Source organism: Actinomadura sp. K4S16, from assembly GCF_008327685.1.
Taxonomy (GTDB): domain Bacteria; phylum Actinomycetota; class Actinomycetes; order Streptosporangiales; family Streptosporangiaceae; genus Spirillospora.
Genome location: NZ_BDDE01000012.1, coordinates 249,253 through 261,938 on the forward strand (window position 1 = coordinate 249,253; position 12,686 = coordinate 261,938).

A 12,686-nucleotide genomic window follows, 5' to 3' on the forward strand; every position below is an offset into this window, starting at 1 on the left:
GGAAGACACAGCCCCCTGGGCTAACACGGCCAGACCGGCTTTCGCTTCTCGTTGAAGGCGGCGATTCCCTCGCGGCGGTCGGCGGAGAAGGCGACTGTGCGCCAGGCGTTCTCTTCCAGGTCGAGGGCGGCGTCCAGGGCGGTGCCGCCGCCCAGGCGCATGGCGCGTTTGGCTGCGCGGACGGCGGTGGGGGAGTTGCGGGCGATCACCTCGGCGATGCCGAGGGCCTCCTCGCGGGCGGTGCCGGCGGGGACCCTGCGGTCGGCGAGGCCGTAGGCGAGGGCCTCCTCGATGCCGAGGCGGCGGCCGGTGAACACCAGGTCGGCGGCCTTGCCGGGGCCGAGGCGGCGCAGCGCGAGCTGGGTTCCGCCGCCGCCGGGGACGAGGCCGACGCTCACCTCGGGGAGGCCGAACACGGCCGACTCGTCCGCGACGATGATGTCGGCGGACAGCGCGAACTCGCAGCCGCCGCCGAGGGCGTAGCCGTGCACGGCGGCGACGACGGGTTGCGGCAGGTTCAGGACGCCGCCGAACGCGGCGCGGAAGACGGGGCGCTGCGCGAGGATCTCCTCGTCGGTCATCCCGTTGCGCTCCTTGAGGTCGGCGCCCACGCAGAACGCCTTCTCACCGGCGGCGGAGAGCACCACCGCGCGGACCGAGGCGTCCGCCGCGACCTCGGCGCACACGGCGGCGAGGCGCCGCGCCATCGCGGTCGACAGGGCGTTGAGGGCCTCGGGCCGGTCCAGCACGATCTCCGCGACGTGCCCGTCGCGCCGCAGCGTCACACCATCCATGTCACACCCTCCATATGGGGCACCCTAACGAGCGGGTTCCCCGCGGCCGGATGCCGGTCCCAAGATCGAACTCGTTATGGGGTTGGATTGGTGGTGTGACCGACTCACGGTATGGGGACCTGGACCGGCCGCCGCTGCACGAGGCCGCGCTGCGGCGCGCGCTCGTTCGGGAGGACGGGCTGTGGCGGGACGTCCGCGTGGTGGAGGAGACCGGCTCCACGAACGCCGACCTCGCCGACCGGGCGCGGGAGGGCGCGCCTGAGGGGACCGTGCTGGTCACCGAGCTCCAGACGGCGGGCCGCGGCCGGCTCGGCCGGACCTGGACGGCGCCGCCGCGGTCCGGGCTGACGTTCTCCGTGCTCCTGCGCCCGCGGGTGCCGCAGTCGCGGTTCGCCTGGGCGTCGCTGCTGACGGGGGTGGCGGTGGCCACCGCCCTCCGGCGGATGACCGCCTGGTCGCAGGCGGGGGAGGGGTTCCTCGGGGAGGGCGGCGACGTCGCGGTGGACGTCCGCCTGAAGTGGCCGAACGACGTGCTGGTCGGGGACCGCAAGCTCGCCGGGATCCTCGCCGAGATGGTGGACGGCGGCCTCGTGGTCGGGGTCGGGCTGAACGTCGGGCTGCGCGAGGACGAGCTGCCGGTGCCGACCGCGACGTCCCTCGCGATCGAGGGCGCGCCGCTCAGCGACCGGGCGCCCCTGCTGCGCGCGATCCTCCGCGAGTTCGCCACCTGGTACCGGGAGTGGACGGCGCTCGACGGTGATCCGGAGAGCAGCGGGCTGCGTACCGCGTACCGCGACCTGTGCGCGACCCTGGGCCGCGAGGTGCGGGTGGAGCTGCCCGGCGGCGAGCGGCTCACCGGGACGGCGCGGGACGTGGACGAGACGGGGCGGCTCGTGGTGGCCGGACCGGGAGGCGAGCGCGCGGTCAGCGCCGGAGATGTGGTGCACGTCCGATGAACGGGACGGGACGATCCGCCATCCGGCCGCTGAAGTTGATGCTGATCTGCGACGATATGTTCGGGTACCGATCCACGACGCCGGCGCCACGGCCCATGGCGGCGGCGGACTGAGGGGCGGATGATGGCGGCCGGATTGCCGGATCCGAAGGAGATCGAAGAGCTCCTGCTCGGAGGCGAGCTGCGGTACAACCGCGTCGAGGCCGTCCGGCAGTCCGGGGTCTCCCGGGACTTCGCCGGACGGATCTGGCGCGCGTTCGGCTACCCGTCGATGCCCGACGAGACGATCGCCTACACCGAGGGCGACGTGGCGGCGCTGGACCGGCTCCGCAGGCTCGTCGACGACGGGATCCTGGACGAGGACGGCGTGATCCGGCTCGTCCGGGCGTTCGGCCAGACCATGACGCGGCTCGCCGAGTGGCAGGTCAACCTCCTGCGCAGCATGCTGACGCAGGACCTGAACGACGCGCCGTCCGCGCAGGCCGTGGACACGGTCGTCGACATCGCCGAGAAGCACATCGGCGACTTCGAGCCGCTGGTCGTGCACGCCTGGCGGCGGCAGCTCGCCGCGGCCGGGACGCGGGCGCTGGCCGCGGCGGCGAGCCGGGAGAACGGCGATTCCGCGGGCCGGCCGATGACCACGGTCGGTTTCGCGGACATGGTCTCCTTCACCCAGGTCAGCCGGGAGCTGGAGGAGATCGAGCTCGCCCGGGTGGTGGAGTGGTTCGAGGAGACCGCCGCCGACATCATCGCCTCCTGCGGCGGCCGGCTGGTGAAGACGCTCGGCGACGAGGTGCTGTTCAGCGCGGAGACGCCGGAGGTCGGCGCGGAGATCGCGCTGACGGTGGCGTCGGCGATCCAGGACGAGACGGAGGTCCCGGACGTGCGGGTCGGCGTCGCCCACGGGCCCGTCCTGCCGCTGATGGGCGACGTGTTCGGCACGACCGTGAACCTCGCGGCCCGGCTCACCTCCCTCGCCCGGCCGGGCTCGGTGGTGATCGACGCCGAGCTGGCGGCGTGCCTGGAGAAGGCGCCGGGCTACGAGGTCACCCGGATCGTCAGGCGCCCGGTCCGCGGTCTCGGCATCGTCCAGCCGTACGTGCTGCGCAGGAGCGGCGGGCAGGCGCCGTAGGCCTCAGACGGGGCTCGGGCCGCCCTCGCCGGGCGAGTCGGTGAGGCGCTGGAGGTAGTTCTGCTCGCCGAGGGCCTGGACGAGGCTCAGCTCGGTCTCCAGGTAGTCGATGTGCTCCTCCTCGTCGGCGAGGATGTCCTCGAAGATCCGGGCGGAGGTGACGTCGCCGCGCGAGCGCATGAGCTCGATGCCGGGCCGCAGCCGGGCCACGGCCTCCATCTCGATCTCCAGGTCCGCCTTGAGCTGCTCGACGATGGTCTGCCCGATGCGCAGGGTGCCGAGCTTCTGGTAGTTCGGCAGGCCCTCCAGGAACAGGATCCGGTCGGTGAGCCGCTCCGCGTGCCGCATCTCGTCGAAGGACTCGTCGCGGGTGTGCTTGGCGATGCGGGTGAAGCCCCAGTTCTCCTGCATCTTGGAGTGCAGGAAGTACTGGTTGATCGCCGTGAGCTCCGCGGTGAGCTGCTCGTTCAGCAGCGCGATGATGTCGTTGTCGCCTTCCATGGCCCCCATGCTTCCATGCCGGACCGGATCCGGGACAGTACCGAACCCCGCACGGTGCGTGTCCGATTCGTAGCGCACCGTGCGGAACGGGCGCTGACCGGAGGGGGAAAGGGGGCCTCAGGCGGCGGTCGAGGACGCGGAGCCGCCGTCGGCGCGCTGCCCCATGGCCTGTGCGGGCTCCGGGAGCCGGGAGGCGTCGAGGGGCGCCTCGGGGACGGCCGCCAGAGGGTGCGGGCCGCCGTTCAGGGCGTCCGCGAGGGCCGCGGAGGCGCGGTACTCGCTGACCATCGTGTGGATGCGCTTGGTGCACAGGCCGCAGCCGGGCTTGAATCCGCAGGCCGCCTTGACGGCCTTGGCGGTCGTGCAACCGCTCGCCATGCAGCCGTGGACGTCGTCCTCCGTGACGGCGTTGCAGATGCAGACGTACATTCCGGTGGGAGACCTTCCGTGCGGCTCGTCCTGTTCGCGGCGTCCTGTTCGCAGCGTGCCCGACCGGGGCCGGTAAGGGCGCCCTCATTAAGGTTAGGCTCCCCTAACGTAACGCACCGATGTCCGTTCTGGCCAGTGGGGTCCCGATCGGTGTGATCTATCCCCCAGGGGGAAGGGCTTCCCGGGTGCGGCCCCCGGTACGTGCGCGGTCGGGCGCCCCGGTGCCGCACCCTTACGAAGGGCGGAACAATTGGCTCAGGTTTGGCCGGGTGACGCCTACCCCCTGGGGGCCCGGTTCGACGGCGCGGGGACGAACTTCGCCGTCTTCTCCGAGGTGGCCGAGAAGGTGGAGCTGTGCCTGTTCGACGGCCCGGCGGGCGACGGTGAGGAGACGCGGCTGACGCTGCCGGAGGTGGACGCCTTCGTGTGGCACGCCTACCTGCCGGGCGTCATGCCGGGGCGGCGGTACGGGTTCCGGGTGCACGGCCCGTACGACCCGTCGCGCGGCCTGCGCTGCAACCCCGCGAAGCTGCTGCTGGACCCCTACGCCCAGGCCGTCGAGGGCCAGGTCGACTGGGACGAGGCGTGCTTCGGCTACGACTTCGGCGACCCGTGGTCGCGCAACGACGCCGACTCCGCGCCCCACACGATGCGGTCGGTGGTGGTCAGCCCGTACTTCGACTGGGGGGACGACCGCCCGCCCCGCACCCCGTACCACGAGACGGTGATCTACGAGGCGCACGTCAAGGGGCTCACCGCCCGGCATCCGGACGTCCCGCCCGCGCTGCGCGGCACCTACGCGGCGCTCGGCCACCCAGTGATCACCGATCACCTGCGCTCGATCGGGGTGACGGCGGTGGAGCTGATGCCCGTCCACCAGTTCGTCCACGACGACGCGCTGACGAGCCGCGGGCTGCGCAACTACTGGGGCTACAACACCATCGGCTTCTTCGCGCCGCACAACGAGTACTCCTCGTCCGGGCAGCGCGGCGAGCAGGTGCTGGAGTTCAAGGCGATGGTGAAGTCGCTGCACGAGGCCGGGATCGAGGTGATCCTGGACGTCGTCTACAACCACACCGCCGAGGGCAACCACCTCGGGCCGACGCTGTCGTTCCGCGGCATCGACAACGCCTCGTACTACCGGCTCACGGAGGACGACCCCCGCTACTACATGGACACCACGGGCACCGGCAACAGCCTGCTGATGCGCAGCCCGCACGTCCTGCAGCTGATCATGGACTCGCTGCGGTACTGGGTGACCGAGATGCACGTGGACGGGTTCCGCTTCGACCTCGCCGCGACGCTGGCCCGCGAGCTGCACGCGGTGGACCGGCTGTCGGCGTTCTTCGACCTCGTCCAGCAGGACCCGGTGGTCTCGCAGGTCAAGCTGATCGCCGAGCCGTGGGACGTGGGCGAGGGCGGCTACCAGGTCGGCAACTTCCCGCCGCTGTGGACGGAGTGGAACGGCCAGTACCGCGACACGACGCGCGACTACTGGCGCGGGCAGCCGGGCGCGCTGCCCGACTTCGCGTCCCGGCTGACGGGCTCGTCCGACCTGTACGCCGACGACGGCCGCCGCCCGCTCGCCTCGATCAACTTCGTGACGTGCCATGACGGCTTCACGCTGCACGACCTGGTCTCCTACGACGGCAAGCACAACGAGGCCAACGGGGAGGGCAACCGCGACGGCACCGACGACAACCGGTCGTGGAACTGCGGCCACGAGGGCGCGACGGACGACCTGGAGATCATCTCGTTGCGCGAGCGGCAGAAGCGCAACTTCCTGGCCACGCTGTTCCTGTCGCAGGGCGTGCCGATGCTCCTGCACGGCGACGAGATCGGCCGGACGCAGAGCGGCAACAACAACGCCTACTGCCAGGACACCGAGCTGTCCTGGGTCGACTGGACGGGCCTGCGCGACGACACGTTCTTCGACGAGCGCGGCCCGCTGCTCGACTTCGTCCGCCGCCTCTCCGAGCTGCGGACCGAGCACCCGGTGTTCCGCCGGCGGCGCTTCTTCAGCGGCGGCGTCGAGGGCTCCAGGCGCACCCGCGCGGGGACGCGGCCCGAGGACCTGCCCGACCTCGTGTGGTTCACCCCGGGCGGAGTGGAGATGACCGACGAGGACTGGTCCGCCGGGTTCAACAAGTCGCTGACCGTGTTCCTGAACGGCGACGCGATAGGGGAGCCGGACCGGCGCGGACGGCAGGTCAGGGACGACTCGTTCCTGCTGCTGTTCAACGCCCACGAGGGCGACCTGCCGTTCACGCTTCCGCCCGCGCGTTACGGGCAGATGTGGATGAAGGTGCTGGACACCGCCGATCCGCTGCTCGCCGAGGAGGAGTCGCCCGTCGTGAAGGCCCGCGAGAACGTGCCGGTCGCCGCTCGCTCCGTCCAGGTCATCCGCCGGCTCTGAGGCAGGACGGGCAGATGGACGACGACGCGCACACAGCCCCTGCGTGGGTAGACCTCAGGCAGGCGGACGCCGCGCAGGCGGACGCCCACGCGCAGGCCGAGCCCGTCCCCGAGGAACCGCTTCCCGCCGCCGAACCCCCCGAGGAAACCGTGTCCGAGGACCACATGCCCGAAAGGGCGGACAGACCCGAACAGGCCGACAGACCCGTCCCAGAGGAGGACGCCCTCCCCGTGCCGCCGACCGGCACCTACCGCCTCCAGCTCCGCGGGACGCCCGAGGAGCACTTCGGATTCGCCGAGGCCGCCGCGCTGGCCCCCTACCTGGCGGCCCTCGGCGTGTCGCACGTCTACCTGTCGCCGATCCTGCAGGCCGCGCCGGGCTCCACGCACGGCTACGACGTCGTCGACCACTCCCGGCTGTCGGAGGAGCTCGGCGGGCCCGAGGCGTTCGGGGCCATGGCGACCCGGTTCCGGGCGCACGGGCTCCGGGTGCTGGTGGACGTCGTCCCGAACCACATGGCGATCCCTGAGCCGCCCGAGCTGAACCTGCCGTTCGCGGACGTCCTGGCGGAGGGGCCGCGGTCGCGGTTCGCCCGGTGGTTCGACGTCGACTGGGCGGCGGGCGGCGGGCGGATCGTGCCGCCCGGCGAGGGCGAGCCCAACTACCGGCGCTTCTTCGACATCTCCGGCCTGATCGGGCTGCGGCAGGAGGACGCGGAGGTCTTCGAGCGCACGCACGCGCTGCTGCTGAGCCTGGTCCGGGACGGCCTGGTGGACGGGCTGCGCATCGACCACCCCGACGGGCTCGCCGACCCGCGCGGCTACCTGCGGCGGCTGGCCGAGGCCGCCCCGGACCGCCGGCTGCTCGTCGAGAAGATCACCGAGGGGGAGGAGCGGCTGCCGGCGGACTGGCCGTGCGCGGGCACCACCGGCTATGACGCGCTCGGCATGATCGGCGGGCTGTTCGTCGACCCGGCCGGAGAGAAGCCGCTGACCGACTACTACGTGTCGCTCACCGGCAACCCGGCCGAGTTCGAGGAGGTCGAGCGCGACGCCCGGATGCACGCCGCGACGCACAGCCTCAAGCCCGAGATCGAGCGGCTCCAGCGCGTCCTTCACCGGGTGGTGGGCGAACGCCGCCCCGGCCTGGAGCGGGCCCTGGTCGAACTGCTGGTCGCCATGCCCGTCTACCGCGCGTACGTCGTGCCCGGGGAGGACGCACCCCAGCAGGCCGTGGACGTCGTGGACGAGGCCGCCCGCCGCGCACGCGCGCACTTGCCGGAGGAAATGCACGGCGACCTGGAAACCATCGTGGACCTGGCCCTCGGACGCGGCGAGCGCACCGACGCCGAGTTCATCGTCCGGTTCCAGCAGACGTCGTCTCCGCTGGCCGCCAAGGGCGTGGAGGACACGGCCTTCTACCGGTGGAACCGCATGGCCGCCCTGAACGAGGTCGGCGGCGCGCCAGGGCGGTTCAGCGTCGGCGAGCCGGAGTTCCATGCGTTCTGCATACGGCTCGCCCGCGACTGGCCGTTGACGATGACCACGCTCTCCACGCACGACACCAAGCGCGAGGAGGACGTGCGCGCCTGGCTGGCCGTGCTGTCGGAACTGCCCGGCGAGTGGGTCGAAGCCGTGGACCGGTGGCGGACCTGGGGCCCCGGCACGTCCCCCTTGGAGCCGGACCTGGAGTACCTGCTCTGGCAGACGCTCGTCGGTGCCTGGCCGCTCACCAGCGGCAGGCTGGAGGAGTTCCTCACCAAGGCGATGCGGGAGGCCAAGACGCGCACCTCCTGGGCCGATCAGGATCCCGAGTACGAGGAGGCCGTCCTGGAGTACGCGCGCGGCGTCCTGACCGACCCCGACCTCGTGACCGACATGACGTCGTTCGTCGCGAAGCTGGCCCCCTACGCCCGCGTGAACACGCTCGGCCAGAAGCTCGTCCAGCTGGCGATGCCGGGCGTCCCCGACGTCTACCAGGGCTGCGAGATGACCGGCCTGTCGCTGGTCGACCCCGACAACCGGCGGCCCGTCGACTACGGGCGGCGCCGCGAGCACCTGTTCCGGCTCGACACCGGCCGGCAGCCGAAGGAGGTCGACGACGAGAAGCTGCTGGTCACGTCGCGGGTGCTGCGGCTGCGCCGGTCCCATCCGGAGTGGTTCGGCCCCGGCTCCCGGCACGAGCCGGTCACCGCGCGCGGGCCCGCCGCCGAGCACGTCGTGGGGTTCGCCCGGGGCGAGGCCGTCGCGCTCGCCACCCGGCTCCCCGTGGGCCTGGAGCGCCGCGGCGGCTGGAAGGGAACGCGCGTGGACGTGCGCCGCCAGGGCTGGCGGGACGTCCTGACGGGCTGCACGCACATGGGCCCGATCCTGGACGCCTCGCGCCTGTTCGAGCACCTTCCCGTCGCGCTGCTCGTCCCCCGGGAGATCGATCGGTGAGCGCCCGTTTCGAGGTGTGGGCACCCGCCGCCGGCCGCGTGGACGTCGTGGCCGGCGGCGCCCGGCACCCCATGGAGGCGCGGCCCTCGGGGTGGTGGGAGGCCGAGGTCGCGGACGCCTCCCACGGGACCGACTACGGATTCGTCCTGGACGAGGCCGACGAAGTGCTGCCCGACCCCCGTTCCCCTTGGCAGCCCGAGGGCGTCCACGGCCGCAGCCGCCTCTACGACCACGGACGGTTCGCGTGGACCGACCAGCACTGGCACGGCCGCCCGCTCGCCGGCAGCGTCCTCTACGAGATGCATGTGGGGACGTTCACGCCCGAGGGCACGTTCGACGCGGCGGTGGAGCGTCTCGACCACCTGGTGGCGCTCGGCATAGACGCGGTGGAGCTGCTGCCGGTCGCGTCCTTCCCCGGCCGGCACGGCTGGGGTTACGACGGGGTGCACCTATGGGCGCCGCACGAGCCGTACGGCGGCCCGGACGGGTTGAAGCGCTTCGTGGACGCCGCCCATGCCCGCGGTGTGGCCGTCGTCCTGGACGTCGTCTACAACCATCTCGGGCCGGACGGGAATCGCCTGGGAAGCTACGGCCCGTATTTCACGAGCGCCCATGCCACGCCTTGGGGTGACGCCGTGAACTTCGACCAGGAGGGATCGGACGAGGTCCGCGCATTCGTCGTCCAGAACGCGCTGATGTGGCTGCGCGACTACCACCTGGACGGGCTGCGCCTCGACGCCGTCCACGCCTTCACCGACCACAGTGCGGTGCACATCCTGGAAGAGCTGGGACGCGCCGTGTCGGCGCTTTCCGCTCACCTCGGCAGGGCACTTTTCCTCATCGCCGAATCGGACCTGAACGACCCGCGCCTGGTGACGTCCCGGGAAGCCGGCGGATACGGTCTGGACGCCCAATGGAGCGACGACTTCCACCACGCCCTGCACGCCGCGCTCACCGGTGAGAGGCAGGGATACTACTGCGACTTCGGCTCCCTGGAAACGCTGGAGAAGGCCTTCACCAAGGCCTTCGTCCACGACGGGACCATGTCGACCTATCGGGGGCGGCACCACGGCCGCCCGGTCAATGTCAGGGAAACGCCCGCGCACAGATTCCTCGGCTTCCTGCAGAACCACGACCAAGTCGGCAACCGCGCGGCGGGCGACCGCATAGGTGCCCTTGTGCCGTCCCCCGGGCTGCTGAAAGCCGGCGCGGCGCTGCTCCTGCTCGGGCCGTTCACGCCCATGCTCTTCATGGGTGAGGAATGGGGCGCGTCCACCCCGTGGTGCTATTTCACCGACCACCAGGATCCGGAACTGGCGCGCGCGGTCAGCGAGGGGCGGCGGCGCGAGTTCTCCCGGCACGGCTGGAGCGGCGAGGTCCCTGATCCACAGGCTGTGGACACGTTCCGGCGCTCGGTCCTCGACTGGGCCGAGCCGGACCGGCCCCCGCACCGCGACCTGCTCGAATGGCACCGCGACCTGATCGCTCTGCGCCGCTCCCGGCCCGAGCTGAACGACCCCCGGCTGACCGCCGTGACGGTCGAGACGCACGGCGAGAGCCAGGAGGCCGGCGGGGCGGCGGGCGAGGCGGTGCGCGCGCTGGTCTTGCGGCGCGGCCCGGTGTGCGTGGCGGCGAACCTCGGCGACGGGCCCGTCCTGCTCCCGATGCCCGGTCCCGGCGGAACGTCCCCACGGCTCCTGCTCGCCTCGGATCCGGCGATTCACATCGAATCGGTCAGCTTCGGCGATTCCGGATCGGTCGCGATGGCGCTGCCGGGCGCCTCGGCCGCGGTCCTCGACCTGGCGGCCGCCCCCGCCTGGGGACGTGACTAGGGCCACAACTGCGACGCGTCGGCAAAACCGTGTTCGCTGTTGTACTACGAGTGGCAAACCGCAGGTCAAGAGCGCGGCGGGAGCCGGGCAATGGTCAAGTTTGGTCATACGATCGGTTCATGACCTCAGTACTGCTCGCCGAGGACGACACGTCCATCTCCGAGCCTCTCGCCCGCGCGCTGCGTCGCGAGGGGTACACCGTCGAAGTCAGCCCCGACGGCCCGCAGGCGCTGGAGCGGGCGCTCGGCGGCGGCGTGGACCTGATCGTCCTTGATCTCGGCCTGCCCGAACTGGACGGCCTTGAGGTGGCCCGCCGGGTGCGGGCCGAGGGGCACGGCGTGCCCATCCTGATCCTGACCGCCCGGGCCGACGAGGTCGACACCGTCGTCGGGCTGGACGCCGGCGCCGACGACTACGTGACCAAGCCGTTCCGGCTGGCGGAGCTGCTCGCGCGGGTGCGCGCCCTGCTGCGCCGGGGCAGCACCGAGACCCCGATCGTCCAGGGCGTGCGGATCGACGCCGAGTCGCGCCGCGCCTGGATGGGCGACCAGGAGTTGCAGCTCACCACCAAGGAGTTCGACCTGCTGCGCGTGCTCGTGCGCGACGCGGGCAAGGTCGTGACCCGCGAACAGATCATGCGCGAGGTGTGGGACACCAACTGGTGGGGTTCCACGAAGACCCTCGACATGCATATTTCCTGGCTGCGCCGCAAGCTCGGCGACGACGCCGGCAGTCCCCGCTACATCACCACGGTGCGGGGCGTCGGCTTCCGGTTCGAGCGCGGCGACTAGCACCGGCCGCCGCGGTCGTGCGGGACGCCGGGGGCCTTCCCGAGAGGCCTCCGGGGCTAGTGCCGCACGCTCCGCGGCCCCACCCTCGAAGGAGCCCCCATGAGGCGCCGACTGCTCCTGTCGACGCTCGCGGTGGCGGTGGTCGCGCTGCTCCTGCTCGGCATACCCCTCGCCTACGCCGCCCACAAGCTCGTGTACGAGGAGGCCGGCCGGTCGCTCGACCGGGAGGCGTCCTCCATCGCCGGCGGCGTCGGCTACAGCCTGGAGGCGCACCAGCCCGTCACCGGCACGGTCCTCGCCCGGGAGTACCCGGGCCGGCACGTGTCGATCACACTGCCGGACGGCCGGACCGTCACCGCCGGGCCGCCCGCGCGCGGGCGCGTCCTGTCGGCGACCGCCACCCACGGCCGGGTCAGGGTGCGGGTCTCGCGCCCCGAGGCGCAGATCCGCGACGCCGCGCTGCGGCTGCTCCTGCTGGTCGGCAGCCTGGCCCTGCTCTGCGTCGCCGTCACCGTCGGCCTGGCGATGGTGCAGGCCCGCAAGCTGACGCTGCCGCTGGTCGACCTCGCCGAGACCGCCGACCGGCTCGGCAGCGGCAACGCCCGGCCGCGCCCGCGCCGCTACGGCATCCCCGAGGTCGACCGGGTCGCCGAGGTGCTGGACCGCAGCGCCGTCCGCATCACCGACCTGCTGGTCGCCAGCCGCGAGTTCGCGGCCGACGCCAGCCACCAGCTCCGCACCCCGCTGACCGCGCTGTCCATGCGGCTGGAGGAGATGATCGAGGCCGCCGACTACCCCGACGTCGTCCGGGAGGAGGGCGCGGCGGCGGTCGCGCAGGCCGAGCGGCTCGTCGCGGTCGTCGAGCAGCTGCTCGCCCGCGCCCGGCACGACCGGACCGGCGGCGCCGTCCCGTCCCCGATCGACGAGATCATCGCCCAGCAGGTCGAGGAGTGGCGGCCGAGCTTCCGCAAGGCCGGCCGGGACGTGCGGATCATCGGCGAGCAGGGCCTCGTCGGCATGACCCACCCCGAGGGCTTCTCTCAGATCGTCGCCACGCTCCTGGAGAACTCGCTCGTGCACGGCGCCGGCACCGTGACCATCCACACCAAGCCGGGCGCGAGCTCGGTGGTGGTCGAGGTCGGCGACGAGGGCGAGGGCATCCCGGCGGGGCTGGAGCCCCGCATCTTCGAGCGCAGCGTCTCCGGCGGCCACGGCACCGGCCTCGGCCTCTACCTCGCCCGCTCGCTGGCGGTGGTGGACGGCGGGCGCCTGGAGCTCCTGCACTCCCGGCCCGCGGTCTTCGGGGTCTTCCTGCGCCAGGCCGCCGAGGTCCGCCTGGCCGCCGAACGCGTGGTCATGGGGCCTGCCTGACGCGGGGATTCAAGCCAGGTGCCCGGG

Annotated in this window: 10 protein-coding genes; 7 read left to right on the forward strand and 3 right to left on the reverse strand. The window is 72.4% G+C overall.

What is annotated here, in order from left to right; genetic code table 11:
* Positions 1–20 precede the first annotated feature (20 nt).
* Entirely contained in the window at positions 21–794 is a 774-nt protein-coding gene (locus K4S16_RS12555) for an enoyl-CoA hydratase/isomerase family protein (protein WP_149259083.1), read from the reverse strand.
* A gap of 95 nt (positions 795–889) precedes the next feature.
* Between K4S16_RS12555 and K4S16_RS12560 the strand changes: the two genes are divergently transcribed.
* Both K4S16_RS12560 and K4S16_RS12565 read left to right on the forward strand, forming a co-directional pair.
* Positions 890–1,750, forward strand: a complete 861-nt coding sequence (locus K4S16_RS12560; protein ID WP_235036755.1) for a biotin--[acetyl-CoA-carboxylase] ligase — start codon at positions 890–892, stop codon at positions 1,748–1,750.
* Between the two features lie 123 nt (positions 1,751–1,873).
* Entirely contained in the window at positions 1,874–2,881 is a 1,008-nt protein-coding gene (locus K4S16_RS12565) for an adenylate/guanylate cyclase domain-containing protein (RefSeq protein WP_149259085.1), read from the forward strand.
* Between the two features lie 3 nt (positions 2,882–2,884).
* On the opposite strand, the gene bfr is transcribed toward K4S16_RS12565, so the two are convergent.
* Together bfr and K4S16_RS12575 are read right to left on the reverse strand one after the other, a co-directional pair.
* Positions 2,885–3,382 (reverse strand): bacterioferritin, encoded by a 498-nt coding sequence (gene bfr / locus K4S16_RS12570; RefSeq protein ID WP_141581003.1) that lies wholly within the window; start codon positions 3,380–3,382, stop codon positions 2,885–2,887.
* 117 nt (positions 3,383–3,499) lie between these two features.
* Positions 3,500–3,811, reverse strand: a complete 312-nt coding sequence (locus tag K4S16_RS12575; RefSeq protein WP_149259086.1) for a bacterioferritin-associated ferredoxin — start codon at positions 3,809–3,811, stop codon at positions 3,500–3,502.
* Positions 3,812–4,061: 250 nt separating this feature from the next.
* On the opposite strand from K4S16_RS12575, the gene glgX reads away from it, so the two are divergent.
* From glgX to K4S16_RS12600, 5 genes are all read left to right on the forward strand, one after another.
* Complete coding sequence (gene glgX / locus K4S16_RS12580) at positions 4,062–6,227, forward strand: glycogen debranching protein GlgX (RefSeq protein ID WP_149259087.1); 2,166 nt, start codon at positions 4,062–4,064, stop codon at positions 6,225–6,227.
* 14 nt (positions 6,228–6,241) lie between these two features.
* Entirely contained in the window at positions 6,242–8,665 is a 2,424-nt protein-coding gene (gene treY, locus K4S16_RS12585) for a malto-oligosyltrehalose synthase (protein WP_235036756.1), read from the forward strand.
* Positions 8,662–10,497, forward strand: a complete 1,836-nt coding sequence (gene treZ / locus K4S16_RS12590; protein WP_149259088.1) for a malto-oligosyltrehalose trehalohydrolase — start codon at positions 8,662–8,664, stop codon at positions 10,495–10,497. Before treY ends, treZ begins: the two co-directional genes overlap by 4 nt.
* 119 nt (positions 10,498–10,616) lie before the next feature.
* A complete protein-coding gene (locus K4S16_RS12595; protein WP_019629095.1) occupies positions 10,617–11,288 on the forward strand; it encodes a response regulator transcription factor in 672 nt (223 codons plus the stop codon).
* Positions 11,289–11,387: 99 nt separating this feature from the next.
* Positions 11,388–12,659 carry an ATP-binding protein gene (locus tag K4S16_RS12600; protein WP_149259089.1) on the forward strand — a complete coding sequence of 424 codons (1,272 nt, stop codon included), beginning with the start codon at positions 11,388–11,390 and terminating at the stop codon, positions 12,657–12,659.
* Positions 12,660–12,686 lie beyond the last annotated feature (27 nt).